The 23,769-nt window shown below is 55.7% G+C and carries 27 protein-coding genes and 1 pseudogene; 25 read left to right on the forward strand and 3 right to left on the reverse strand.

Translation table 11 applies throughout. The features are described 5' to 3' along the window. Positions 1-67 precede the first annotated feature (67 nt). From BH712_RS00175 to BH712_RS00285, 23 genes are read left to right on the forward strand one after another with little or no spacing between them, the layout of a single operon-like run. The gene (locus tag BH712_RS00175) at positions 68-502 is read left to right on the forward strand and encodes a hypothetical protein (protein WP_006811063.1); all 435 of its coding nucleotides are present in this window, start codon (positions 68-70) and stop codon (positions 500-502) included. Between the two features lie 9 nt (positions 503-511). Further along, on the forward strand, positions 512-2,044 hold the full coding sequence (locus BH712_RS00180) for a terminase large subunit (RefSeq protein ID WP_006811062.1): 1,533 nt from the start codon (positions 512-514) through the stop codon (positions 2,042-2,044). A gap of 2 nt (positions 2,045-2,046) precedes the next feature. Continuing rightward, positions 2,047-3,318 (forward strand): phage portal protein, encoded by a 1,272-nt coding sequence (locus BH712_RS00185; protein ID WP_006811061.1) that lies wholly within the window; start codon positions 2,047-2,049, stop codon positions 3,316-3,318. A gap of 17 nt (positions 3,319-3,335) precedes the next feature. Then, positions 3,336-4,004: an HK97 family phage prohead protease gene (locus BH712_RS00190; protein WP_032673908.1), complete on the forward strand. Its 669-nt coding sequence runs from the start codon at positions 3,336-3,338 to the stop codon at positions 4,002-4,004. Positions 4,005-4,015: 11 nt separating this feature from the next. After that, on the forward strand, positions 4,016-5,179 hold the full coding sequence (locus BH712_RS00195) for a phage major capsid protein (protein WP_006811059.1): 1,164 nt from the start codon (positions 4,016-4,018) through the stop codon (positions 5,177-5,179). Positions 5,180-5,215: 36 nt separating this feature from the next. Continuing rightward, on the forward strand, positions 5,216-5,449 hold the full coding sequence (locus BH712_RS00200; RefSeq protein WP_006811058.1) for a hypothetical protein: 234 nt from the start codon (positions 5,216-5,218) through the stop codon (positions 5,447-5,449). Next, complete coding sequence (locus BH712_RS00205; protein WP_006811057.1) at positions 5,418-5,723, forward strand: head-tail connector protein; 306 nt, start codon at positions 5,418-5,420, stop codon at positions 5,721-5,723. Before BH712_RS00200 ends, BH712_RS00205 begins: the two co-directional genes overlap by 32 nt. A gap of 60 nt (positions 5,724-5,783) precedes the next feature. Further along, the gene (locus BH712_RS00210) at positions 5,784-5,963 is read left to right on the forward strand and encodes a hypothetical protein (protein WP_006811056.1); all 180 of its coding nucleotides are present in this window, start codon (positions 5,784-5,786) and stop codon (positions 5,961-5,963) included. 2 nt (positions 5,964-5,965) lie between these two features. After that, on the forward strand, positions 5,966-6,298 hold the full coding sequence (locus tag BH712_RS00215; RefSeq protein WP_032673907.1) for a phage head closure protein: 333 nt from the start codon (positions 5,966-5,968) through the stop codon (positions 6,296-6,298). Continuing rightward, positions 6,291-6,776 carry an HK97-gp10 family putative phage morphogenesis protein gene (locus tag BH712_RS00220; protein WP_006811054.1) on the forward strand — a complete coding sequence of 162 codons (486 nt, stop codon included), beginning with the start codon at positions 6,291-6,293 and terminating at the stop codon, positions 6,774-6,776. Before BH712_RS00215 ends, BH712_RS00220 begins: the two co-directional genes overlap by 8 nt. After that, positions 6,773-7,138, forward strand: coding sequence for a DUF3168 domain-containing protein (locus tag BH712_RS00225; protein WP_006811053.1), 366 nt, complete (start codon positions 6,773-6,775; stop codon positions 7,136-7,138). The genes BH712_RS00220 and BH712_RS00225 overlap by 4 nt, the downstream gene beginning before the upstream one ends. A 47-nt stretch (positions 7,139-7,185) precedes the next feature. Then, complete coding sequence (locus tag BH712_RS00230; protein ID WP_006811052.1) at positions 7,186-7,683, forward strand: phage tail tube protein; 498 nt, start codon at positions 7,186-7,188, stop codon at positions 7,681-7,683. Positions 7,684-7,685: 2 nt separating this feature from the next. Further along, positions 7,686-8,171: a phage tail assembly chaperone family protein, TAC gene (locus BH712_RS00235; RefSeq protein ID WP_006811051.1), complete on the forward strand. Its 486-nt coding sequence runs from the start codon at positions 7,686-7,688 to the stop codon at positions 8,169-8,171. A 5-nt stretch (positions 8,172-8,176) separates the two neighbouring features. Then, the gene (locus BH712_RS25330; protein ID WP_006811050.1) at positions 8,177-8,332 is read left to right on the forward strand and encodes a phage tail assembly protein T; all 156 of its coding nucleotides are present in this window, start codon (positions 8,177-8,179) and stop codon (positions 8,330-8,332) included. A gap of 51 nt (positions 8,333-8,383) precedes the next feature. Then, entirely contained in the window at positions 8,384-8,848 is a 465-nt protein-coding gene (locus BH712_RS00245; protein ID WP_006811049.1) for a hypothetical protein, read from the forward strand. Positions 8,849-8,885: 37 nt separating this feature from the next. Continuing rightward, a complete protein-coding gene (locus BH712_RS00250; protein WP_112778558.1) occupies positions 8,886-11,342 on the forward strand; it encodes a phage tail tape measure protein in 2,457 nt (818 codons plus the stop codon). A 2-nt stretch (positions 11,343-11,344) separates the two neighbouring features. Further along, entirely contained in the window at positions 11,345-11,683 is a 339-nt protein-coding gene (locus BH712_RS00255; RefSeq protein ID WP_006811047.1) for a phage tail protein, read from the forward strand. After that, positions 11,680-12,438 (forward strand): phage minor tail protein L, encoded by a 759-nt coding sequence (locus BH712_RS00260; protein WP_006811046.1) that lies wholly within the window; start codon positions 11,680-11,682, stop codon positions 12,436-12,438. The genes BH712_RS00255 and BH712_RS00260 overlap by 4 nt, the downstream gene beginning before the upstream one ends. Positions 12,439-12,440: 2 nt before the next feature. Continuing rightward, a complete protein-coding gene (locus BH712_RS00265) occupies positions 12,441-13,151 on the forward strand; it encodes a C40 family peptidase (protein WP_006811045.1) in 711 nt (236 codons plus the stop codon). Further along, entirely contained in the window at positions 13,151-13,738 is a 588-nt protein-coding gene (locus tag BH712_RS00270; RefSeq protein ID WP_006811044.1) for a tail assembly protein, read from the forward strand. Before BH712_RS00265 ends, BH712_RS00270 begins: the two co-directional genes overlap by 1 nt. A gap of 50 nt (positions 13,739-13,788) precedes the next feature. Further along, positions 13,789-17,616 carry a TipJ family phage tail tip protein gene (locus tag BH712_RS00275; protein ID WP_006811043.1) on the forward strand — a complete coding sequence of 1,276 codons (3,828 nt, stop codon included), beginning with the start codon at positions 13,789-13,791 and terminating at the stop codon, positions 17,614-17,616. Position 17,617: 1 nt separating this feature from the next. Then, positions 17,618-18,583, forward strand: coding sequence for a DUF6453 family protein (locus BH712_RS00280; RefSeq protein ID WP_006811042.1), 966 nt, complete (start codon positions 17,618-17,620; stop codon positions 18,581-18,583). A 60-nt stretch (positions 18,584-18,643) separates the two neighbouring features. Further along, complete coding sequence (locus tag BH712_RS00285) at positions 18,644-19,969, forward strand: phage tail fiber protein (protein WP_071850015.1); 1,326 nt, start codon at positions 18,644-18,646, stop codon at positions 19,967-19,969. Positions 19,970-20,064: 95 nt separating this feature from the next. On the opposite strand, the gene BH712_RS00290 is transcribed toward BH712_RS00285, so the two are convergent. From BH712_RS00290 to BH712_RS00295, 3 genes and pseudogenes are all read right to left on the reverse strand, one after another. Beyond that, on the reverse strand, positions 20,065-20,331 hold the full coding sequence (locus tag BH712_RS00290) for a DinI family protein (RefSeq protein WP_006811040.1): 267 nt from the start codon (positions 20,329-20,331) through the stop codon (positions 20,065-20,067). 272 nt (positions 20,332-20,603) lie between these two features. Then, positions 20,604-20,699: pseudogene (locus BH712_RS25040) on the reverse strand (DUF72 domain-containing protein); the annotation flags it as partial. Beyond that, positions 20,696-21,262: a hydrolase gene (locus BH712_RS00295; protein WP_006811039.1), complete on the reverse strand. Its 567-nt coding sequence runs from the start codon at positions 21,260-21,262 to the stop codon at positions 20,696-20,698. The gene BH712_RS00295 and the pseudogene BH712_RS25040, both read right to left, overlap by 4 nt. Positions 21,263-21,526: 264 nt before the next feature. On the opposite strand from BH712_RS00295, the gene aspS reads away from it, so the two are divergent. Continuing rightward, on the forward strand, positions 21,527-23,299 hold the full coding sequence (gene aspS, locus BH712_RS00305; RefSeq protein ID WP_006811038.1) for an aspartate--tRNA ligase: 1,773 nt from the start codon (positions 21,527-21,529) through the stop codon (positions 23,297-23,299). Between the two features lies 1 nt (position 23,300). After that, positions 23,301-23,744 (forward strand): dihydroneopterin triphosphate diphosphatase, encoded by a 444-nt coding sequence (gene nudB / locus BH712_RS00310; RefSeq protein ID WP_006811037.1) that lies wholly within the window; start codon positions 23,301-23,303, stop codon positions 23,742-23,744. Positions 23,745-23,769: the final 25 nt, after the last annotated feature.

Genomic DNA, 23,769 nt, shown 5'->3' on the forward strand with positions numbered 1-23,769 from the left:
CCTGGCAGACAAAGACCGCGCTCTCCCATTTCATTTTAAAAACGTCCAGAAAAAAAGGAAAAAAGCGATGGCACAGCGAGGCAGAAAGTCTCTGGCTGCGACGTCTGCTGTCTCGCTGCCGGCACTGGCTGAAAGCAGGCTACAGCCGTCCATTCATCTGAGCGATCCGGAAATAAACGTCTGGGTCCGGTTGGTCAATGACAACCCCGCCAGCTCATTTACCGAAACGCACCGCGACATGCTGGAAATGTACTGCCGCCATGTTGTGCAGGCTCGGTTGCTCACCACCCAGATTGAAGAATTCGAACTGGAGTGGTTGTCCCGAGAAGATGGGCTGAAGCGTTACGACAAACTGCTCACGATGCGCGAGCGTGAAGTGCGCTCTGCGTCCTCACTGGCGACGCGGCTGCGGATCACCCGGCAGGCGACTGCCGATCCCAAAACGGTAGGTCGTGCCAACAACAATCTGCCACGGGAGAGAAAACCCTGGGAAATTGAATAAGGCTCTTCGATGGCTAAAAAAACTCTGACAAGAGCCGAGAGGAATATCCTCTGGTGCGAAAGAAATATCGTTATCCCTGAAGGTAAGTTTGTTGGCCAGCCCCTGAAAATGGCTGAGTTCATGAAAGACGACTTCAGGGCTATCTTTGACAACAAGCATGGCACTCGCCGCGCCATCATCAGCCGCGGGCGCAAGAACGCCAAGACCGTTGAAACCGCCATGCTGATGCTGCTCTATCTGGTGGGGCCAGAAGCGGCGCCGAACTCGCAGCTGTATTCTGCCGCACGTTCGCGTGACCAGGCGGCCATTCTGTTTAACCTGGCCTCCAAGATGTGCCGGATGAACCCGGTGCTGATGCAGTATGTGGCGATCAAGGATTCAGCAAAAGAAATTCACTGCCCTGAACTGGGTTCTTATTATCGCGCACTGAGCGCCGAAGCCACCACGGCCTACGGTTTCTCGCCGCGATTTGTCGCCCACGATGAGCTGGGGCAGGTTCGCGGGCCGCGCGACCCGCTTTATGAAGCGCTGGAAACCGCGACCGCTGCTCAGGATAACCCTATCTCGGTAATCATCAGTACCCAGGCACCCGATGCGAGCGACCTGCTCAGCCTGCTGATTGATGATGGCCTGACCGGGGCCGATCCGCGAACGGTGGTCAGGCTCCAGACCGCGCCGGAAGATATCGACCCTTTCTCTGTTGAAGCCATCAGGCTGGCAAACCCCGCCTTTGATGTATTCATGAACCAGAAAGAAGTGCTGGATATGGCCGCCAGCGCAAAACGCCTGCCGTCGCGCCAGGCAGAGTTTGAGAACCTTGTACTAAACCGCAGGGTTGAGGCGAAAAGCCCGTTCGTGAGCCAGACCGTGTGGCACATGAATAAAGAGGAACCCGGCGAACTGGCGGGCGCTACCGTCTGGGGCGGCCTGGACCTTTCCAGCGTGTCGGACCTCACCGCGCTGATTCTCAACACAACCCATGGCGATGTGCACTGTAAATTCTGGCTACCTGAGGAAGGGCTGGCTGACAAGGCGCGTAACGATCGCGTGCCTTATGACATCTGGGCGAGGCAGGGCTGGCTGAACACGACACCGGGAAAAGCCATTGAGTATGCCTTTATCGCCAGGGAGCTGCGGCGCGTTTTTGATATCTGTAACGTCAGGGTGCTGGCTTTCGACCGCTATAACATGCGTTTCCTTCGCCCTCATCTCATCGATGCCGGATTCACTGAAGCCGAACTTGAGCGGTTTGTGGAGTTCGGCCAGGGCTTTGTCTCTATGTCTCCCGCACTCAGGGAGCTTGAGGCCAGACTGCTCGGTGCGCAGCTGAAGCACGGCAACCATCCGATCCTCGAAATGTGCGCCAAAAACGCCACGGTAATCACCGACCCAGCCGGTAACCGCAAATTTGTTAAAGGCAAGTCCAGTGGCCGTATCGACGGCATGGTAGCACTGGCAATGTCCATCGGGGCACAGTCCAGTGACGATGTAGAGGACCCGGGAGATGTTAACGATTTTATCTATAACTTTTTGAGCGTGTAAAAATGGCAGATACCGATTACAGCATTGACCTGCGAACGCGATCGCCATTCTGGGCGCGCATGGCCTCTATTCTGACCGGTGGTCGTCTGGTCTCACCGGATAACGGCTCGCAGATGGCGGGCACATCGGCTCACGGCACAGTCGGGGAATCGGTGGTGAGCGATGAGCGCAACATGTCGATCAGCACCGTATGGGCCTGTATCAGGCTCATCTCCACCGTCACAGCCTCTTTACCACTGGACGTTTTTGAAACCATCGACGATCAGCGTAAGAAGGTCGATAACACCAACCCACTGGCGAAGCTGCTCCGCTTCCGGCCCAACAACTTCATGACCGCGCTGGAGTTTCGCGAGGCGATGACAATGCAGCTCTGCGCCTACGGCAACGCCTACGCGCACCTGGAGCGAAACAGCGTCGGCGATGTCATCAGCATGCTGCCACTGCTGAGCGCCAATATGGATGTCCGGCTCGATGGCAGGAATGTCATCTACCGTTACCGGCGCGACAGTGAGTATGTGGACTTTAAGCCTAAAGAAATATTCCACCTGAAGGGCTTCGGCTTTAACGGGCTGGTCGGCTTGTCGCCGCTGGCGTTCAGCGCCAAATCTGCTGGCGTGGCGATCGCTATGGAAGATAACCAGCGGGAGTTTTTCGCCAACGGCGCGAAGTCGCCGCAAATCCTGATGACTGACGGCAAGGTACTGACTAAAGAGCAGCGCGGGCAGTTGGAGGAAAACTTTAAGGAGATTGCCGGCGGCCCGGTGAGAAAACGCCTCTGGATCCTGGAGAGCGGATTTACCACCCAGCCTATTGGCATCTCACCGCAGGACGCGCAGATGCTTGAGGCCCGCAAGTTTCAGGTGGCAGAACTGGCGCGCTTTTACGGTGTTCCTCCGCATCTGGTGGGTGATGTTGAAAAAACAACATCATGGGGCAGCGGCATTGAACAGCAGAATCTGGGCTTCCTGCAGTACACCCTTAAACCCTATCTCGATCGCTGGGAATACAGCATCGAACGCTGGCTGGTGAAAGAATCCGATCAGGGCAGGCTGCACGCCGAGCACAACCTCGACGGCCTGCTTCGCGGTGATTCAGCGAGCCGCGCCGCATTCATGCAAACGATGGTCAATACCGGCATCCGGACCGTTAACGAGGTGCGGCGACTGGATAACCTTCCGCCATTGCCTGGCGGTGATGTAGCGACGCGCCAGTCGCAGAACGTACCTATTACCGATCTCGGAACAAACAAAGAGCCCCGCACTGACGGGGCTTAATTTTTATGGGGGCCATGATGCCTGATATTCACAAGACGCTGGCGTTCGACCAGACCGAAATCAAGTTTACCGGCGACGGCAGCAAGGGAACGTTTGAAGGTTACGCCTCGGTATTCAACAACACCGACTCGGATGGCGACATCATTTTACCCGGCGCGTTCGCTGGCGTGGTCGCTAACCAGAGCCGCAAGGTGGCGATGTTCTTTAACCATCAGACGCGCGCCATCCCGGTTGGGAAGTGGGATGCCATGCACGAAGACGAGAAGGGGCTGTTTGTGCGCGGGCAGCTCACTCCGGGGCTAAGTCTGGCTGAAGACCTGAAAGCAGCCATGCAGCATGGCACTGTCGAAGGGATGTCGGTCGGGTTTTCTGTCGGCCCGGATGATTACAGCGTCGGTACCACCGGCCTCATTTTCAAAAACATCTCTTATCTCCGGGAAATCAGCGTCTGCACGTTCCCGGCCAACGAGCTGGCGGGCGTTACCGCCATGAAAAGTATCGACGGCATTAAATCCATTCGTGACGCGGAGGCCTGGCTGAGGGATTCAGTCGGCCTTACGCGCGCAGAAGCGCAGGCGTTTATCGCCCGCGTGAAGTCCGCAGGCCGGAGTGAGTCCGGTAGCGGCGACATTGACGCGCTGGCGCAGCGCATAACTTCCTTTGCCGCTAACCTGCGGAACGCTTAACGGAGCAACACATGACTGAATTATCTGTACTGGAAAAAGCGATCGAGAGTTCACAGAAAGAAGTGAAGCAGCTCATCGAAGAACAGCGTAAGTCCATCAACGAAAATGGCGAGATCAACAAAAAGCTCCAGGAGGACCTTACTAAAGCTCAGGATGAGTTGAAAACGAACGGTAATCGTTTGTTTGAACTCGAGCAGAAGCTGGCGGGTAACGCCCCTGAGCAGACCACGAAAAAGTCTTTCTCCGAACGTGTATCAGAAGATCTGATCAAAAACTGGAACGGTGACCGTGCCAAAGCGAAAGTAACCAGCTTTGATAAGGCTTTGGGCTCTGGCGCGGCCTCTGCTGGTGCGCTGGTGCAGCCGCAGCAGGTGCCGGGCATTCTGACGCCGGGCCTGCGTCGACTGACTGTCCGTGACCTGCTGGCGCAGGGGCGCATCACCAGTAACGCCCTGGAATACGTTCGTGAAAACATCTTCACGAATGCCGCAGCGCCGGTGGCCGAAGGCGCACTGAAGCCGGAAAGTAACATCACCTTCACCAAAGAAACGGCGAACGTGAAAACCATCGCGCACTGGATGCAGGTGTCCCGCCAGATCATGGATGATGCGCCGGCGCTTCAGTCCTATATCAACTCCCGCATGATGTACGGCCTGGCCTTGGTGGAAGAAAACCAGATGCTGAACGGCGATGGTACCGGCGATAACCTGCTGGGCCTGAATGCCGTGGGCACCGACTATGAGACGGCACTGAACGCGGATGGCGACAACGGCGCGGATATCCTCGCCCACGCTATTTACCAGGTGTCGCTGAGCGAGTTCGAAGCGGACGGCATCATTCTGAACCCGCGCGACTGGCACCGCATTGCGCTGCTGAAGGATGCCAACGGCAACTATATCCTTGGTGGCCCGCAGGCGTTCGCCTCGAAAGTGCTGTGGGGGCTGCCGGTGGTTTCCACTACGGCGCAGGCAGCTGGCTCGTTCACCGTTGGTGCATTCGGGCTGGCCTCGCAGGTCTGGGATCGCATGGACGCAACCATCGAGATCAGCAACCAGGATCGCGATAACTTCGTTAAAAACATGCTGACCATTCTTTGCGAAGAACGCCTGGCTTTGGCCCATTACCGTCCGGCGGCGATCGTTACCGGCAGCATGACCGTTTCTTCTGGCGCATAACACGAGGGCGCGGTCAGCAATGGCCGCGTTTACCGCATGAAAATTAAAGCTCTCCGTATGTTCTCGCACTACCACCTCGGCACCGTTTCACAGGGCGAAACCCGCGTCGTGAAAAAGGAGATTGGCGAGTCGCTGGTGAAACTGCATCTGGCCGAAGAGGTTGAGCCTGAAAAGGCAGAATCGCAAGATCCCGAAAAAACGAAAACCGGGGGTAAAGGTGGAAATAAGCGCGGAGCAGATGGCGCAGATAAAGGCGCATCTCAGGGTTGATAGCGACGCAGAAGATACGCTTATCGGCGCATACGCATCGGCCGCCGTCGATTATGTTGAGCATTTCTGCGATGGCGCGCTGGTAGAGGTGCTGACGCCACTGGCAGAAGAGAAAGAGCCTCCCCGTGAGGTTCTTTTTACTTCCGGCATCTGGGCGGCAATGCTTTTGCTGATTGGCCACTGGTATGCGAACCGCGAAGCCGCGTCGCAGAATCTGGCGGAAACGCCGCTGGGCGTCGAGGCGTTGCTGATACAGCACCGGCGGTGGCACTGATGGCCTGCTCCGGATGCGCCACCCGGCGAGAATGGCTTAAAAAGTGGATGAAAGTCGCCTATGAACGAGCAACAGGTAAACCAGCTGCTGACAGCAATGGCAGCCCAGACAGCAGCGATGAACCGACTGGCGGAGTCAAACGAGGCTCTGACGGCAGTGATCTACCAGTCAATGGTAGTGGAAGAGAGTGATGCTGAACTTCCACAGCATACTTACCTCAGCGGCAAGCCCAGGGGGTGATCATGCAGGCGGGGAAACTCAATAAACGAATCACGCTTCAGAAGCCTGTTAAAACGCAGAGTCCGGTTACCGGCGCGGTGGTTAATGGATGGGCTGACCAGGCCGAACTCTGGGCTAACGTTACCGATCTGTCTGCGCGGGATTTTGTGGCCGCGCAGGCGGGACAGAGCGAGGTAACCACTCGGATCACTATCCGCTGGCGTGATGATGTCACGGATAAGCACCGCATTCTTTACCGTGGCCGCGTTTACGATATTCAGGGCGTGCTGGAAGACGATAAAAGCGGACGGGAATATCTGACGCTGCCATGCTCGCGGGGGGTTAACGATGGCTGACGGCGTAGATTTCAGCATCATCGGTGTTGAGGCATTGCTGGGGAAACTATCCTCCGTCAGTGACGATCTGCGCCGTCGCGGCGGACGGGCTGCACTCAGGCGCGCTGGTAACGTGATTGTCGAAAAAGCGAAAGCTAACGCCGCCAGGATTGATGACCCGTTAACAGGCCGCAGCATTGCTGCCAACGTAGCGATGCGCTGGAACGGCCGCCTCTTCAAAACCACCGGCAATCTGGGGTTTCGGATCGGCGTTCTTCACGGTGCTGTCCTGAAGAAGCATCCCGATCTCGGTGAGAACGCGCCGACGCCGCACTGGCGACTGATTGAGTTCGGTACCGAGAATGTTCGGGCGCAGCCGTTTATGCGCCCGGCGGCTGAAAGCAGTGTTGGGGAGGTGGTAAACGTATTCGCCACTGAATACGAAAAGGCTATTGACCGCGCCATCAAGCGCGCGGCGAAAAAAGGAGTGCCTCCATGATTGCGCCGATCTTTAGCGTCTGCGCCGCCAGCCCGCCGGTTGTCGCGCTGCTGGGCGGCGACACGCTGCGCCTCTATCCGTTCGGCCAGCAGGATGACAACGTGGTCTATCCCTACGTGGTGTGGCAGAACGTGACCGGCTCTCCGGAGAACTACCTGAACCAGCGCCCCGACGCAGACTCCTTCACCCTGCAGGTTGATGCGTATGCCGACACCGTGGACGAGGTGATCGCTGTTGCCGCCGCGCTACGCGACGCTATCGAGCCACACGCGTATATCACGCGCTGGGGCGGGCAGGAAAAAGACCCCGAAACCAGACGCTACCGCTATTCGTTCGACGTGGACTGGATAGTGAAGCGATAACCCTCTCACCGGCCCTGAGCCGGTTTTTTTATGACCGGAGATAACCCATGTCTGTATTAACTCAAGGCACGCAGCTCTATTTGCTCGCCAATGGCGCAGTGAGTGAAGTGGAATGTATTACAGCGTTTTCACCAGGCAGTAACCCTGCTGACCAGATTGAGGATACCTGCCTCTCTGAAAAGAACGATCGCACTTACAAACGCGGGCTTCGTACCCCGGGCGCAGCATCCCTTACGCTGAATGCTGATCCTAAAAATGCCAGCCATATCATGCTCTACAACCTGTCGATTTCCGATGATGAAGCCGATCAGGATCTGACCTTTGCAATTGGCTGGTCTGATGGTGAAGCCGCACCGACGGCAGCCGCCAGCGGTACGAGCGGGGCGGTAGACGGACTGGCGTTGCCTGACAGCCGCACCTGGTTTGTTTTCAAAGGCTACGTCAGCGACTTCCCGTTTGATTTTGCAGCCAATACGGTTGTTTCCACTTCTGCCTCTATCCAGCGTTCCGGCTCTGCCGTCTGGGTACCAAAAGCGAGCGCCTAAGCATGAAACTGACACTGGATTCACTGAAGCAGGCCGGAGCTTTCACCGGCCGCCCGGTAGAGAAGGAAATCACCTGGAAACAGGGCGAGCAGGAACTCAAGGCAACCGTCTTTATTCGTCCCATGGGTTACCACTCGGCAATGACCGACGTTATGGCGGCAAATGGCCGGGTGGATGGCGTCGCCGGGCGTATTGCTGCCTCCATCTGCGACGAAGCCGGGCACCCGGTATTTTCCCCGGCGGACATTACCGGCGAAGCTGATCCGGAGCGCGGCGCGCTGGATGGCCAGCTGACTATCGCTCTGCTGCTGGCTATCCAGGAGGTTAACGATCTGGGAAAGAGTACCAGCTCAGCGCCGAAGACGAGTTCTGGTGCGAGCTCGTCCTCAACGGCATCGGCGGAAGAACAATCGCCGAAGCGCGGGAAGCGATCAGCTTCAAAGAGTCGCAGCTCTGGGCGAAATACCGGGAACGATACGGTAGCCTGAACCCGATGATGCGGACGGAGTGGGGCGCTGCGCTGATCTCGTCCGTTCTGGCGAACGTCAACAAAGGCAAGGATGCCCCGGCATTTCGTATCAGTGATTTTGCTCCACACATACCCGAAACTCCTGTTTCTCTGGAAGATGCAATGAAGGCTTGGAGCTAAGCAGGTTAATATTTGTGATACATTTAGATCTTCATAGATGGAGATCTCGCAATGAAAAATTTTGGTTGGCTTCTTTCGTTAATTGGTGTGTTACTTGGTATATATGCCCTATTAATGGATGTGACTGTCCCTGCTGGAGATGGCACAAATGTTGTTAATTTCGGGCTGCTTTCTCTACGGCAGAATCTTGTAATAATCGCAGGTTTTTTGTTCTTAGGTGGCCTGATAGTCTCAGCATTGAGAAGGAAAAGGCCTGTGCCTGTAGTAGATTACACAGAGCTAGATCGCATCGATGCAGAATATTTCGTTATCCATGCTGATAGTGGTGACCGTCTTGATATTTTAGCCATTGATAGGGTAACACTCATGCTTTTAGGGAAATATAGCAAGAGTAGTGTTTCAGATATCATGCTGATGAATAGACCTCTGATTGACAAATGGTTAAGTTCTTTGCCTTTTGAACTGCAAAAGGATTTTAGGAGACAGCTAGAGGATAGGCTAAAACAAAATAGCTAAATGAGCCCCGCTTAGCGGGGTTTTTTTTGGAGAAAAAATGGCTAGTAAATCTCTTGGCACCCTCACGATAGATCTAATAGCCAAGGTGGGCGGTTTTGTTGCAGGAATGGAGAAGGCCGAGCGCTCATCAGGGAAATGGCGCAAGCAAATAGAGAGCGACGCTAAAGCTGTCGGTTCTGCTATTTCGTCAGTAGGTGTCGCTGCGGCAGGTGCGGCGGTAGCGGCAAGCGCTGCTGGCATTGCTTTGCTAAAATCCACTTCTGATCAAATCACTGAAACTGATCGCTGGGCCAAATCTCTGCGCGTATCGACTCAAGAGCTCCTTGCGTGGCAGTTTGCTGCAGAAAAAGCCGGGGTATCTGGCGACCAGATGGCTGATATTTTCAAAGATATTGGCGATAAAATTGGTGATGCTGTACTTAATAAATCAGGTGAGGCTGTTGATGCATTAAATGCGTTGGGTTTATCAGCAGATAAGTTATCAAAAACCACCCCAGATAAACAGCTTTTGGCTATTGGTGAGGCTTTAAGTAAAGTCTCTACTAACGCCGGGAAGATAACTATTCTTGAAAGTCTTGGTAATGACTTATCAAAACTACTCCCGCTTTTTGATAATAATAATGAAAAATTAAAATCATTCATTCAGCAAGCTAAAGATTATGGCGTTGCTCCTGACGCCAAGTCCATTAATGACTTGTTGAAAGTCAACGAGCTTTTTCAAGATATAGATGCTCAAGTTAAAGGGCTGAAAATTGAAATCGCTAGTGGACTCGCAAAAGTAGACTTGTCTCAATTGAATAGGTCACTCAGCGATGTAAAAAACATCTTAACCGATCCTTCGGTTTTGCAAGGGCTGGCTTCTCTTGTGAGCCAGATAGCTGGGCTGGCGGGATGGATGGCAAAGGCGGCATCTGAGGCTGGTAAGCTTGCAGTGGCATCGGGAAATAGAATGGCTGCCTTAGGCGGCAATGTCGATATGTCAAATATCGATCAGATAAATGAACGTATTGAATATCTTCAGCGAAACCTTTCAGGGCGGAACGGATTCTATTCGCAAGGCGAGTCTTTCTTTGGCTGGCTAACTGGCGGGGATGACAGCGTAAAAACCTTGAGCGAAGAGCTAAAGGGATTAATTGATCAGCGTGAAAAGCTGTCGAAACAAAAAAATGCTGTGAATCTCCCGCCCACGACTCAAGCCACCACAGCGCCAGCCGGTTCATTTGCGCTTGGAGTCAATGAGGTAAACGGCAAGCCAACGGTTGACGCCGGAGCTAAAAAGCTTGAGGGCGCTTTCAAAGCTACAGAGCAAAGCTACCTTCGCCAGATAGCCCTGATCGACACAACGGGCAAAAAAACAGCTGAGGTTACAGAGCAGCAGAAGCTGCAATTTGATATCGCCGACGGGAAGCTGGAGGGCCTTAACGCGACGCAGCGCCAGCGCCTCGAGCAGCTGGCCACAGAAGTGGATCGGCTTAATGCTGTTAAAAAGGCCAACGAGGATAACCTCAAGGTCGCTGAATACGTGGCGAATCTGCAGCGCGAGAATGCCAACAGCGCTGCCACCCTCAATGCCGATATCGTTGGTGCTGGCATGGGTGACAAAACGCGGGATCGTATGCGCGAACGACTGGCCGTCGAGCGGGAATTTAACGAAAAGCGCGCTGATCTGCAGCTTCGTTACCTGACTGGTGAAATCAGGAACCAGGGCGAGTACGACCGCTATACTGGTGAGCTCGAAAAAGCCCAGGCTGAGCGCCTCGGCAACTACGAATCCTACTACCAGCAGATAGACCAGCTCGATGCCGACTGGGTAACCGGTGCGCGCGACGGCCTGGCTAACTGGGTTGATGACGCCACGAACTACTCTTCTCAGGCTGCCAGCGCAATGCAGAGCGCGATGTCCGGCATTACCAGCAATATCGTCGATATGCTCAACGATAACGAGGCCTCCTGGAATGACTGGAGCGTCAGCGTGCTGAAGTCTATCCAGACTGTACTGGTTAATATGGCAATAGCCAACGCTGTCAGCAGCATCGGCTCGCTATTTAGCTTTGGCGCAACAGCGGGCGGCAGCACGCCTTCAGGTTCCTATGCCAGCGCGGCGGCGGGGGTGAAGCTAAATGCCAAAGGCGGAGTGTACGAATCCGCCGATCTGAGCAAGTTCAGCAACAGCATCGTCAACAGTCCAACCATGTTCGCGTTCGCTAAAGGCGCTGGTCTGATGGGTGAAGCCGGGCCGGAGGCGATCATGCCGCTGACGCGTGCCGCCGACGGCTCCTTGGGTGTCCGGGCACTGGATTCCGGTCAGGGGCAGGGTGGAGGCTTGTCAGTCAGCATCGGTGATATCAATTTCAACTCCCAGACGCAGCAGCCGGCAAGTCAGGGCATTGCCAGCGCCGCTGGCCGCCAGTTGACGGATGCGATCCTGCGCACGGTCAACGATGAAGTCAGCCGCCCCGGCACACCTCTCTGGCGGGCAATCAAAGGAGTTTAACCTTGGCCGTAGAAACCTTTACCTGGTGCCCGCGTGTTGGCGCACAAAGTGACACGAGTTTCCGGACTCGTAAGGCACAGTTCGGGGACGGATATGCCCAGGTGTCCGGCGATGGTATCAACCCCAGAACACCGCAATGGAACGTCAGCTTTACCGGAAAGGAGACCTATATCCTGGAGATAAAAGCTTTTCTTGAGCGGCACGCGGGCTGGAAGTCTTTTCAGTGGAAGCCGCCTCTCGAGTCCACAGGCCTTTACCGATCTGAGTCCATCAATATTATTACCCACGGTGCCGGTCTCTACACCCTCAGCACCACTTTCACACAGGCATTTCATCCATGAGCATTTCATCAGACGTACAGAAGCTGGAGCCCGGCGAGAAGGTCAGGCTGCTGGAGGTGGACGGCTCGGCGTTCGGCGCGGGCATCCTGCGCTTTCACAACGAGACGATCGCACACACCGAGGCCGAACTTGCCGCAGCAGGAGGGGACGAGAATCTTCTCGACCCGAAATCGCTCTGGTGGCAGGGAGTGGAGTACAGCGCCTGGCCTTTCCAGCTGGAAGGACTGTCCTTCAGCAGCGACGGCCAGAGCGCCAGGCCAAAGCTGACCGTGGCAAATATAAAGGGGACCATCGGCGCGCTGTGTCGCCGGTTCCAGGGCATGGCCCGGGCGAAGGTCACTATCCATGAAACCTTTGCCCACTACCTGGATGCCCGCAATTTTTCGCAGGGTAATCCGGATGCCGACCCGCTGGAGGAGCGTAAGCAGGTCTTTTATGTGGATCGTAAATCCGGCGGCGATGACGAAACGGTGGAGTTTGAGCTGTCCAGCCCCGCCGACCTGCGCGGACAGCAGATCCCGACGCGCCAGATCCAGCCGCTGTGCACATGGTGCATGCGGGGCTGGTACAAAACCGGTAACGGCTGCACCTATGCCGGACAAAACGGCTGGTTCGATAAAGACGGTAATCAGGTGGATGACCCCGCGCTGGACGTCTGTTCCGGCCTGCTTTCGACCGGCTGCAAACCGCGCTTCGGTGAAAACGAGGAGCTGGATTTTGGGGGGATGCCGGGCGCCTCCCTTCTGAGGAGTTAACCATGCGCAGTAAAACTATCAGCGCCATTCTGGCGCACGCTGAATCAGCTTTCCCCTCAGAGTGCTGCGGGCTGGTTATCCAGAAGGGTCGGGTAGAAAAATACATCCCCTGCGAGAACCGCGCCGCCACCCCCGGTCAGCAGTTCGAGATCGCCCCCGAGGATTACGCCGCAGCGGAGGACCATGGCACGGTGGTGGCCGTGGTTCACAGCCACCCCGGCGACGGAGCAACCACACAGCCCAGCGAGCTCGACATGCTGATGTGTGATGCCACCGAAGTGCCCTGGGTGATCGCGTCATGGCCTGAGGGTGATATCCGCACCATTATGCCCCGCGGCGATCGTCCGCTGACCGGTCGCCAGTTCGTGCTGGGGCACGCCGACTGCTGGACGCTGTTGATGGATTACTTCCGCACAGAGCATGGCATCACGCTGCCCAATTACAGCGTGGAGCGCCACTGGTGGGAGCAGGGCGAGAACCTGTATATGGATAACTGGTACGACTGTGGTTTCCGGGAGTTCAGCGGGCAGCCGCACCCGGGCGATGTGGTCATCATGCAGGTCCAGTCGCCTGTGGCAAACCATGCAGGTGTGCTGCTCGAGGGCAACATGCTTTTGCACCACATGTACGGACAGCTGAGCCAGCGGGTGCCGTACGGGGGCTATTACCTTGACCGTACCATCAAAATTGTCCGGCATCAGGAGTTGATGTAATGCAGAACTGCACCGTGATTAAACTGAGCGGCTCAATGGCGCAGCGCTTCGGGCGAACCCATTACCGCGTGCTCGATACGTCGAAAGAGGTTTTCCGGGCGCTCTCCGCGACCATTGACGGCTTTGAAGGCTGGATGCGCCAGGCGCGGGCGCTGGGCCTTGATTTCGTTATCTTCCGCAACCGTCGCAACATCGGGGAGGACGAGTTCGGGATGTGCAGCGCCGGAAACGAGCTGCGCATCATTCCTGTCATTCGCGGCAGCAAGCGTGCGGGCGTGTTCCAGATCGTGGCCGCTGCCGCCATCGCTGCCTTTGCCTGGTGGAACCCGATCGGCTGGTCTGCCGCCACGCAGGGTGCGCTGTATGCCGCTGCCGGGTCTATGGCCGTCGGCGGCGTGGTTCAGATGCTTTCTCCGCAGGTGGCCGGGCTGCGCTCGCGGGAGGATCCGGACAATAAACCCTCCTACGCATTCGGCGGTCCGGTGAACACTACTGCCGCCGGGAACCCGGTGCCGCTGCTGTATGGGCAGCGCGAGATCGGTGGGGCCATCATTTCGGCGGGCATCTACACCGAAGACCAGCAGTAATCCTCTTTTCATCCCGGGCCGCCTTATGGCGGCTTTTTTATGGGCGAAATATGACCACGAAAATAAAAGGCCGCAAAAGTGGCAGCAAAAAGGGGCACACTCCGGTTGAGTCTCCGGACAGCGCCCAGTCGATAGCCCGCGCCAAGATGCTGATCGCCCTGGGCGAAGGAGAGTTTGCCGGCGGGCTGACCGGCCAGACAATCTTTTTTGGGGACGGAACCTCTTATACGCCGCTGCAGAACGCCGACGGTTCGGAAAACTTTCCCGGCGTGGTCTGGGAGTTCCGATCCGGCGTGCAGGACCAGTCTTACATTCAGGGCTTTCCCGGCGTCGAGAACGAATTGACTGTTGGCTACGAGCTGAAGTTCGCCGTTCCGTATATCCGCTCTATTTCGAACACACAGTTGTCAGCGGTACGTGTCCGCGTAGGCTGGGCGACCCTGCTCTGGCAGAAGGATAACGGCGACAAGGTTGGTACCCGTGTGGAATACGCCATCGATCTGTCTGTTGATGGCGGCGCATATGAGACGGTGATTAACGGTGTCGTGGACGACAAGGCGACGACTCTCTACGAGCGAAGCCATCGCATAAACCTGCCGAAGGCCACCACCGGCTGGCAGCTGCGCGTGCGCCGCGTCTCTCCGGACGCCACGAGCATCAACGTCGTCGATACGATGAAAGTGCAGGCGGTTACCGAGATCATCGATGCCAAGCTTCGCTACCCTCATACTGCTCTGCTTTACGTTGAATTTGATGCCCGGCAGTTTCCGAATGGCATCCCACAGGTGGTGTGCAGCCCGAAGGGGCGGATAATCCGGGTACCGGATACTTATGATCCGGAGACCCGCACCTACAGCGGGACCTGGACGGGCACGTTTAAATGGGCCTGGACCGATAACCCGGCCTGGATTTTCTACGATATCGTCCTGAGCGAGCGCTTTGGCCTCGGCCAGCGCATTGGCTCTGAACAGCTTGACCGCTGGGAGCTGTACCGCATCGCGCAATATTGCGATCAGCTGATCCCTGATGGCCGAGGCGGCATGGAGCCACGCCACCGCTGTAACGTGTACATCCAGGACCGGGCGGACGCATGGACTGTGCTGCGCGATCTGGCGGCACGGTTCCGGGGTATGACTTACTGGGGCGACAACCGCATGTATGTCCTGGCGGATATGCCGGACGACACCTCTCATATCTACAACCATGCCAACGTGGTCAACGGCAAGTTTACATTCTCCGACCCCAGCGAGACGACGCGCTACACCACGGCGCTGGTTAACTGGTCCGATCCCAAAAATCACTACAAAGACACGCCTGAACCTGTTTACGACAACGATCTGGCAATGCGCTACGACTACCGCCAGATTGAGCTGACGGCTATTGGTTGCGATCGCCAGTCAGAAGCAAACCGTCACGGACGCTGGATCCTGCTGACGAACGGAGCGGGCGAGGTGGTGACGTTCGACACCGGCCTGGACGTGCCCCCGGTAGGTAAGGTTATTGGTGTGGCCGCGAATGAGCTGGCCGGGCGTATTATCGGTGGGCGCATCAGTGCAGTGAACGGGCGCACCGTTAAGCTTGACCGTGCAGCCGACGTCAAACCAGGCGATCGCCTGTTCGTCAACCTGCCGTCCGGATCTGCGCAGGCGCGCACCGTCCAGGCTGTTAATGGTGAAATGGTTACCGTCACCACCCCCTGGAGTGAGACGCCGGAAGCGGAAAGCAACTGGGCAGTCGAGGCTGACGATCTGTATATGGCGCTGTTTCGCGTAACGGGCGTCACCGACAACAACGACGGCACCTATGCGGTCACCGGCACAACGTACAACCCCGATCTCTACTTCGCTGTGGATCATGGTGCCCGCCTCGATGAGCGCCCGATCAGCGTCATTCCACCGGGTGTGCAGGCACCCCCGGATAATGTCTCAATCGACAGTTACTCGCAGGTCAGCCAGGGGATTGCTGTCACCACGATGCGCGTGGCGTGGGATTCCGTTTCCGGTGCGATAGCTTATGAGGCTGAGTGGCGAAAAGATTCCGGCAACTGGGTCAGTGTGCCGCGCACCTCAACTCAGGGCTTTGAGGTGCCGGGGATTTACGCTGGCCGCTACCTGGTGCGCGTGCGCGCCGTTAATGCGATGGACGCATCCAGCGTCTGGAGCTTCTCGGATGAGGTGGCGCTAACCGGCAAAGTGGGCAATCCGCCGAAACCGGTAGGCTTCATCGCTTCTGATAATGTGGTTTTCGGTATCGAGCTGAGCTGGGGATTCCCGGCGAACACCGACGACACGCTGAAGACGGAAATTCAGTACAGCCTGACCGGGACGGAAGACGATGCCATGCTGCTGGCAGACGTACCCTATCCGCAGCGCAAGTATCAGCAGATGGGCCTTAAGGCAGGGCAAATTTTCTGGTACCGCGCGCAGCTGGTGGACCGCAGCGGAAACGAATCAGGGTATACAGAGTTTGTGCGCGGGCAGGCCAGCATCGATGTATCCGATATCACCGATGCCATTCTTGAGGACATGAAAGGTTCCGATACGTTCAAAGACCTGATCGAGAGCGCGGTGGAGAGCAGTGAAAAGTTCGCAGAACTGGCTGATGCAATCAAAGAGAATGCAAACGGTCTTGCAGCGGCGGTTGGATCGAATAAGCAGACAGCAGAAGCAATCATCGGCAACGCGCTTGCTATTGCTGATGTTGTCGTGCGGCAGACAGCCCAGCAGGGCGCTAACTCTGCGACCTTCGAACAGCTCCGGGAGGTGATCGCCACTGAGACGGAGGCACGCGTCACGGATGTTACTCGTCTAGAAGCGAAAACTGCCCAGAATGAAGCGGGTATTACTGATGTTCGCCAGGCGTTAGCAACGGAAACTGAAGCTCGCGCCTCTGCGGTAAGTCAATTGACGGCTGCCACTCAGGTCGCATCTGACAAAGCTGATTCAGCAGCTGCTGTAGGTGCTCAGAATACAGCATCAATCACTGACCTTAGCCAGGTTGTCACGGACCTCGATTCCTCAATGGCATCACGCCTGGAAGAGCTGGGTGCACAAACTGATAAGGCCAGCGGCGGTATTCAGAGTAACTCCATCGCGCTAATAACGAGTACGCTGGCGCAGGTTGATCAGCAGGTGAGACTCAGCGCGCAGTACGGTGACAGTAAGGCCAGCATCGATCGTATTGATAATGTTATGGCAAGCGACAGGGAGGCAACAGCGCGTTCGCTGCTGAGTTTGCAGACTGACGTGAACGGCAACAAGGCAGAAATCAACAGCCTGAACCAGACGTTTTCCAATTATCAGCAGGCCACGGCCACGCAGATAAACGGCATTACGGCGACCATCAACGGGCACACTTCAGCGATCACTACCAACGCGCAGACCATTGCGAACGTCAATGGCGACCTGAAGGCGATGTACAGCATCAAGGTCGGGTTATCCAGCAATGGTCAGCTTTACGCGGCAGGGATGGGGATCGGCGTGGAGAATACGCCGTCCGGCATGCAGTCGCAGGTTATCTTCCTGGCTGACCGCTTCGGCGTAACGCACCAGGCCGGAGCGACCGTTACGCTTCCTTTCGTTATCCAGAATGGGCAGACCATAATTCGGGACACGGTTATTGGAGACGGGACGATTGGAAACGCCAAGATCGGCAGCTATATCCAATCTTCAACCTGGGACGGTACCGGGAACGTTGGCTGGCACATCAACAAATCTGGCTACGCGACGTTTAACAACGTGACCGTTCGCGGCTCGATTTACGCCACAAACGGTAATTTTTCTTTCAATGGCTCCGGCAATACAACGGTGATTAATGGTAATGGCGTAACCATTAATATTCCGGGTGGCGGCCGCATCGTACTGGGGACGTGGACATAAAATGCCGACAGGACTACTGATAGAACTAAATGACGGCGGAAAGCGCATGGAGATAACTGCGGGCCTGCGATGCCCGTCGTTTGGGGCCAACTTTGACAGTGGCTACCAGAAAGCCAAGTACGCTGATATTGCCGGTTATGTTTCCGGGGCGCAGGTGCTGTTTATCCCGCACGCGACAGCTTACCTTGATTCAGGGCTGCTTCATAAAATGAACTCGGTCACCATATCCGGCGGCCGCGTGACGCAGAATTCCACGATGAAGGATGTGAGCATCAGTGAGCGTGAGAGTACGTACACGTTCCCCGGAAGCATCTGGCAGATATTTCCTCCTGGTCAGCGTAAAGGAGAAGGCCTGCTTATTGATGACAGTACTGACTTCCTGGCGATTACCAATGCCACGCAGTCAGGGCAGTGTATCTGGAAGGGTACCGTCAATGTTCCCACTGGCGGCTGGGCAGTTCCCACGATAGCGGGGTACGACAAGTCCAAATATATCGTCTTTGGGCGCTGCAATAGCGGTAACACAGTCGATTTCGATGGCAACACGGTCAGGTTCTTCAGCCCTCCATCCACCAACGATGACGCTCCGACAACCGGCACGATAGATATTGTCATATTCGCCAGTGGTGTGGCGCCGCAGCCGGGCACGGGGCTAAACATCCTCAATGCAGCCGGGGCTTGCACGTTTTCGACTACAAAGCGGCCTTTCGTTTACCTCAATCAACTCTGGACGCCTTCGAAAAATGCCGTGAGCATCGGCAGCGGCTATGTTCCGCTGGGCAGATTCGGGCTGATGGCCCATGAAGTAAATGGCATGTATGTGTATCGAATGTTTGGAATAAAAATACAGAACGGCAGTGCTTCAGTTCAGGGTGGGAAATATCTTGGGCGCGAGCGGTATGCAATTTTTGGTAATGACACGGTAACGCCACTGAACCTTCCCGTTCTACCCGATATGTACGTCTGAATAAACTGTCTTTTTAATCAACCTCGCTCCGGCGGGGTTTTTTTATTGCCTGGAGAAAACATGATTTATACCACTGGCACTATCGCCATCAGCGGAAACACCCTTACAGGTACCGGCACAAACTTCACTGCTGCTGGTTCTCTTATTCGTAACGGCTGTACCGTTATTGCAATGACCAGCCCTGTGCAGGTATTTCAGATTACCACCATCGGCAGCGCAACAAGTCTCACCGTAACGCCAGCGGCTAACCCAGCAGTTCCCGCCGGAACCCGATTTGCCATTCTTCTGAGTGACAGTCTGAGCGTGGATGGTCTGGCGCAGGATATCGCTGAAACCTTCACGATGTACCAGCGCTACATGAGTGGGTTCGCTGATGTAATGAACGGGACGTCTGATGTCACCATCACTATCAACGGCACTGCCGTCACCGTGCCGGGTCAAAAATCTCTGGCGAAGAAAGGGGCTAACAGCGACATTACCAGCCTTTCAGGGCTGAAAACAGCTCTCAGCATTGAGCAGGGCGGGACCGGGGCAAAGAATGCCGCTGATGCTCGCACAAACCTCGGTTTGGGAAGTAGCGCAACGAAAGAGGCTCAATCCTCCACAATTGACACCACAGTCGGGGTTACGTTGATTAACGGTGCATGGGGTCTTGGCACTGGAGGTGTAAACTCAATTTCCTGGGGAGATATTGCAAGGCAAGGTAGATCCTCATTCGTTTCCAGTCAGACCGACGCTCCAGCTCAAAATACATTATTTTTTGGAATAAATGCATCTCACCATACCGATGCAGGTTATGCTGCACAGTTTGCAGCCAGGGGGCAAATTGGTTTCTTTTGGCGCACTCGAGAGGCTCTCAGTTTCAATGCCTGGCGAAAAGTTTACGATGATGGTAATACCACCAAAGCCAGCGACGGAACTCTTAAGGCTGCTTCACCGGTTGCCCGTATTGTGAAAAGCCAGGAGGAATGTCAACGCACTGATATAGATGAACCAGGTTTTGTCTGGTGCGGGTGCGGTACGGCGAACGCCGAGGCTGAAGGGATCAAAATCTCTCGGCTGGAAGTTGGGGTATATATTCTTACCGGTTCGGATGGCCTGGCATCAGAAGGCTGGCAGCTGCTGCCGCCAATGGACCCTGGCGGTATGGGGGAACTGGGTGTTGTTGAAGCAGAGCAGACAGAAAGCGGTGGGCTGACGATTCGGCTTTTTAAGCGGAAATACATGCTGAGCGATGAAGGGGAGATCGTCAAAACAAAGGGGGCTCCTATGGATGTTCCGGCCAACAGCTGGATCGACGTACGCCTCGACATGCCTGGGGATAGCATCTGGAATAAGCGTCAGAAAGAATCGAGTGAAGCGGCCTTACAGGAGCCTGCTTCGTAAAATAAACCGCCGCCTGTCGTATGCAAGAACGGGCGGCGGGTGGTTGCTCAGTGTTCATGCCCGAGCAATCGCCGGGAATACTACCTGAGTAAAACTCAAATACCAACCTGACGAACGGTAGGTGATTCTGAAGTTAACCACATGTCAGATTCATCAAACATTTCTTCCAGCATTCGGTTCAGTTTTTCACGATCACTTTTGCTGGCGTTGCTGTTTAAGGCGTTCGCCTGCATCGGCTTAACCCTCACTTCGGCATCAGGGAAAATCTGGTGCACCCGCTTCGTTAGCTCAGCCAGAATAATCTCTCTGGCGCCAACCAAACCATCAACATTACGCTTGTCATAGACCAGCTCAACGAACATAAAGACCTCCGGAAACGACTGTATTTTTAAAGAGAATTTATACTGGTTATTTGTACAGTGTCAACGGTTAGGTATATAGCACTTCAGAAGAGAGCTATGGGGCATGGATGGGGCAAAAAAATTGTTTTTGAGGCGGCTTGGGGCATGAGTGGGACATTTTTACTCATATGAACTTTGGTGATTTTCATATGAAGTGAATTTTATGTAATTGATAATTCTAAAGAATACACATGCTCTTGGGCGTTCTTTAGTGATTTTTAAAATTGCCGCGTCACGCAGTTAAAGTGCCGGGCATACGCTTCCAGGCTGGTAATACCCAGGCGCACCCATTTCGGGTGCGACCACTGGGGCAGGCCCACGTACATCATAGCGCGCTGAGGATCTCATCCGTGCTGCGCACGCGCCCAATACGCGGGAAGATATGGGTCATGCTGCCCTGATGCTGATCCGTAGAGGCTGCGCTGCACGCATCTTCGGCGATCACCAGGTTAAAGCCCAGCTCCCAGGCGTTACGGGCAGTGGATTCCACACCGATGTTGGTGGAGATCCCGCACAGAATGATGGTGTCGATCCCGCGACGGCGCAGCTGTAGCTCCAGGTCGGTGCCATAGAATGCCCCCCACTGGCGTTTCGTGACTTCTATATCGCTGTCGCGTTTACCGAGCGAGACAGGATATGTCCACCAGTTGTCCGGCAGCGCCTGCGCCGGGGCCTGGGCATCAACCGGCTGTTTTAATGCTTCGGCGAAATCAGCGGACCAGCCGACGCGCACCATAACAACAGGCGAACCGCTGGCGCGGCATTTTTCCGCCAGACGCGCCGCGCGGCTGACCACATCGTCAGCGGTGTGTGGACCACCGGCAAAAGGCAGGATGCCTTCCTGTAAATCAATGACCACAAGGGCGGTTTTGGTGGCATCTAATTTCAACATTGTCACTCCAGTCAAATGAATCGCTTACGCTACACCTTACGACGTGATGGCCTGTTATCGGGCGGATAATTTTGTTAATTTTTGTGAGAATAGGCAATAAGAGTACAGCAAACGCGCGTCAGGCCGTGCTTCGCTCTTATCGTGCGGCAGAATTTCCAGTATAATAGCCGCCTTTTTTCATCCAGTTGTAACATACAGAAAGCTGCGACATCGTAGCCTGCGAGACAGGCGACAATCAGCCTGCGGCTAATTAAGGGATATCTCATGCGTACAGAATATTGCGGGCAGCTGCGTCAGTCCCACGTCGGGCAGCAGGTCACCCTGTGTGGTTGGGTCAATCGTCGTCGCGATCTTGGTAGCCTTATCTTTATTGATATGCGTGACCGCGAAGGTATCGTTCAGGTGTTCTTCGATCCGGATCGCGCTGATGCGTTGAAGCTGGCTTCTGAGCTGCGTAATGAGTTCTGCATTCAGGTGACGGGCACCGTGCGTGCGCGTGACGAGAAAAACATCAACGCTGAGATGGCGACCGGCGCTATCGAAGTGCTGGCGTCCGATCTGACGATCATCAACCGCGCGGAAGCGTTGCCGCTGGATTCCAACCACGTCAATACCGAAGAAGCGCGTCTGAAATACCGCTACCTGGATCTGCGTCGCCCGGAGATGGCCCAGCGTCTGAAAACCCGTGCGAAAATCACCAGCCTGGTGCGTCGCTTTATGGATGACCACGGTTTCCTGGATATCGAAACCCCGATGCTGACCAAAGCCACGCCGGAAGGCGCGCGCGATTACCTGGTGCCATCCCGCGTCCATAAAGGCAAATTCTATGCGCTGCCGCAGTCACCACAGCTGTTCAAACAGCTGCTGATGATGTCCGGCTTCGACCGCTACTATCAGATCGTGAAATGCTTCCGCGACGAAGACCTGCGCGCTGACCGTCAGCCAGAATTTACCCAGATCGATGTGGAAACCTCCTTCATGACTGCCGAGCAGGTGCGTGAGGTGATGGAAGCCCTGGTGCGTAGCCTGTGGAACGACGTGAAAGGCGTTGAGCTGGGCGATTTCCCGATCATGACCTTCGCCGAAGCGGAACGTCGCTACGGCTCCGACAAACCAGACCTGCGTAACCCGATGGAGCTGGTGGACGTGGCAGATCTGGTGAAAGCCGTTGAGTTCGCGGTCTTTGCTGGCCCGGCTAACGATCCGAAAGGCCGCGTGGCTGCCCTGCGCGTTCCGGGCGGCGCTGCCCTGAGCCGTAAGCAGATTGACGACTACGGCAACTTCATCAAGATCTACGGCGCGAAAGGTCTGGCCTATATTAAAGTGACCGAGCGTGCAAAAGGTCTGGAAGGCATCACCAGCCCGGTGGCGAAATTCCTGAATGCGGACATCGTGGAAGCGATCCTTGAGCGCACCGGCGCGCAGGACGGCGACATGATCTTCTTCGGCGCAGACAATAAGAAAGTCGTTGCGGATGCGATGGGCGCGCTGCGTCTGAAGCTCGGCAAAGACCTGAACCTGACCGACGAAAGCAAATGGGCGCCACTGTGGGTTATCGACTTCCCAATGTTTGAAGACGACGGTGAAGGCGGCCTGACCGCGATGCACCACCCGTTCACCTCGCCAAAAGACATGACGGCGGCAGAGCTGAAAGCGGCGCCGGAAGAGGCGGTGGCAAACGCCTACGATATGGTCATCAACGGCTACGAAGTGGGCGGTGGTTCCGTGCGTATTCACAGCGGTGAAATGCAGCAGACCGTGTTCGGCATTCTGGGCATTAATGAGCAGGAGCAGCGCGAGAAGTTTGGCTTCCTGCTGGACGCTCTGAAATACGGTACGCCTCCGCACGCGGGTCTGGCCTTCGGTCTTGACCGTCTGACCATGCTGCTGACCGGCACCGACAACATCCGTGATGTTATCGCCTTCCCGAAAACCACCGCAGCGGCGTGTCTGATGACCGAAGCGCCAAGCTTTGCCAACCCGGCCGCGCTGGCCGAGCTGGGCATTGAGGTGGTGAAGAAGGAAGAGAAAAACTGATATGGCATATAAGCGTCCCGTTTCTGTCCTGGTGGTCATTTATGCAGAAGACACGAAGCGGGTGCTGATGTTGCAGCGGCGCGACGATCCGGATTTCTGGCAGTCGGTTACCGGCAGCCTGGAAGAGGGGGAGACCGCGCCGCAGGCCGCCGCGCGTGAAGTAAAGGAAGAGGTCGCCATTGATGTTGCTCGCGAGCAACTGACCCTGAAGGACTGTCAGCGCACGGTGGAGTTTGAAATTTTTAGCCATTTACGTCATCGCTATGCACCGGGAATTGAGCGCAATACGGAATCGTGGTTCTGCCTTGCGCTTCCCCATGAGCGGGAGATCGTGTTCACTGAACATCTGACCTACCGCTGGGTGAATGCGGCGGATGCCGCCGCACTGACCAAGTCATGGAGCAACCGGCAGGCGATTGAAGAATTTGTAATTAACGCTGCCTGAGAAGGCGCGATTTTTGGAGAACTTT

The sequence above is a fragment of the Enterobacter hormaechei ATCC 49162 genome (assembly GCF_001875655.1).
In the GTDB taxonomy this organism is placed as follows: domain Bacteria; phylum Pseudomonadota; class Gammaproteobacteria; order Enterobacterales; family Enterobacteriaceae; genus Enterobacter; species Enterobacter hormaechei.

Bases quoted from the DNA above. Each gene is read 5' to 3' on its own strand.
- BH712_RS00220 (WP_006811054.1), top strand. From the start codon at position 6,291: ATGGCTGACGGCGTAGATTTCAGCATCATCGGTGTTGAGGCATTGCTG.
- nudB (WP_006811037.1), top strand. From the start codon at position 23,301: ATGGCATATAAGCGTCCCGTTTCTGTCCTGGTGGTCATTTATGCAGAA.
- BH712_RS00235 (WP_006811051.1), top strand. From the start codon at position 7,686: ATGAAACTGACACTGGATTCACTGAAGCAGGCCGGAGCTTTCACCGGC.
- BH712_RS00245 (WP_006811049.1), top strand. From the start codon at position 8,384: ATGAAAAATTTTGGTTGGCTTCTTTCGTTAATTGGTGTGTTACTTGGT.
- BH712_RS00205 (WP_006811057.1), top strand. From the start codon at position 5,418: ATGGCGCAGATAAAGGCGCATCTCAGGGTTGATAGCGACGCAGAAGAT.
- BH712_RS00295 (WP_006811039.1), bottom strand. From the start codon at position 21,262: ATGTTGAAATTAGATGCCACCAAAACCGCCCTTGTGGTCATTGATTTA.
- BH712_RS00215 (WP_032673907.1), top strand. From the start codon at position 5,966: ATGCAGGCGGGGAAACTCAATAAACGAATCACGCTTCAGAAGCCTGTT.
- BH712_RS00270 (WP_006811044.1), top strand. From the start codon at position 13,151: ATGCAGAACTGCACCGTGATTAAACTGAGCGGCTCAATGGCGCAGCGC.
- BH712_RS00175 (WP_006811063.1), top strand. From the start codon at position 68: ATGGCACAGCGAGGCAGAAAGTCTCTGGCTGCGACGTCTGCTGTCTCG.
- BH712_RS00180 (WP_006811062.1), top strand. From the start codon at position 512: ATGGCTAAAAAAACTCTGACAAGAGCCGAGAGGAATATCCTCTGGTGC.
- BH712_RS00195 (WP_006811059.1), top strand. From the start codon at position 4,016: ATGACTGAATTATCTGTACTGGAAAAAGCGATCGAGAGTTCACAGAAA.
- BH712_RS00200 (WP_006811058.1), top strand. From the start codon at position 5,216: ATGAAAATTAAAGCTCTCCGTATGTTCTCGCACTACCACCTCGGCACC.
- BH712_RS00265 (WP_006811045.1), top strand. From the start codon at position 12,441: ATGCGCAGTAAAACTATCAGCGCCATTCTGGCGCACGCTGAATCAGCT.
- BH712_RS00290 (WP_006811040.1), bottom strand. From the start codon at position 20,331: ATGTTCGTTGAGCTGGTCTATGACAAGCGTAATGTTGATGGTTTGGTT.
- BH712_RS00285 (WP_071850015.1), top strand. From the start codon at position 18,644: ATGATTTATACCACTGGCACTATCGCCATCAGCGGAAACACCCTTACA.
- aspS (WP_006811038.1), top strand. From the start codon at position 21,527: ATGCGTACAGAATATTGCGGGCAGCTGCGTCAGTCCCACGTCGGGCAG.
- BH712_RS00230 (WP_006811052.1), top strand. From the start codon at position 7,186: ATGTCTGTATTAACTCAAGGCACGCAGCTCTATTTGCTCGCCAATGGC.
- BH712_RS00210 (WP_006811056.1), top strand. From the start codon at position 5,784: ATGAACGAGCAACAGGTAAACCAGCTGCTGACAGCAATGGCAGCCCAG.
- BH712_RS00275 (WP_006811043.1), top strand. From the start codon at position 13,789: ATGACCACGAAAATAAAAGGCCGCAAAAGTGGCAGCAAAAAGGGGCAC.
- BH712_RS00225 (WP_006811053.1), top strand. From the start codon at position 6,773: ATGATTGCGCCGATCTTTAGCGTCTGCGCCGCCAGCCCGCCGGTTGTC.
- BH712_RS00260 (WP_006811046.1), top strand. From the start codon at position 11,680: ATGAGCATTTCATCAGACGTACAGAAGCTGGAGCCCGGCGAGAAGGTC.
- BH712_RS00280 (WP_006811042.1), top strand. From the start codon at position 17,618: ATGCCGACAGGACTACTGATAGAACTAAATGACGGCGGAAAGCGCATG.
- BH712_RS00185 (WP_006811061.1), top strand. From the start codon at position 2,047: ATGGCAGATACCGATTACAGCATTGACCTGCGAACGCGATCGCCATTC.
- BH712_RS25330 (WP_006811050.1), top strand. From the start codon at position 8,177: ATGATGCGGACGGAGTGGGGCGCTGCGCTGATCTCGTCCGTTCTGGCG.
- BH712_RS00190 (WP_032673908.1), top strand. From the start codon at position 3,336: ATGCCTGATATTCACAAGACGCTGGCGTTCGACCAGACCGAAATCAAG.
- BH712_RS00250 (WP_112778558.1), top strand. From the start codon at position 8,886: ATGGCTAGTAAATCTCTTGGCACCCTCACGATAGATCTAATAGCCAAG.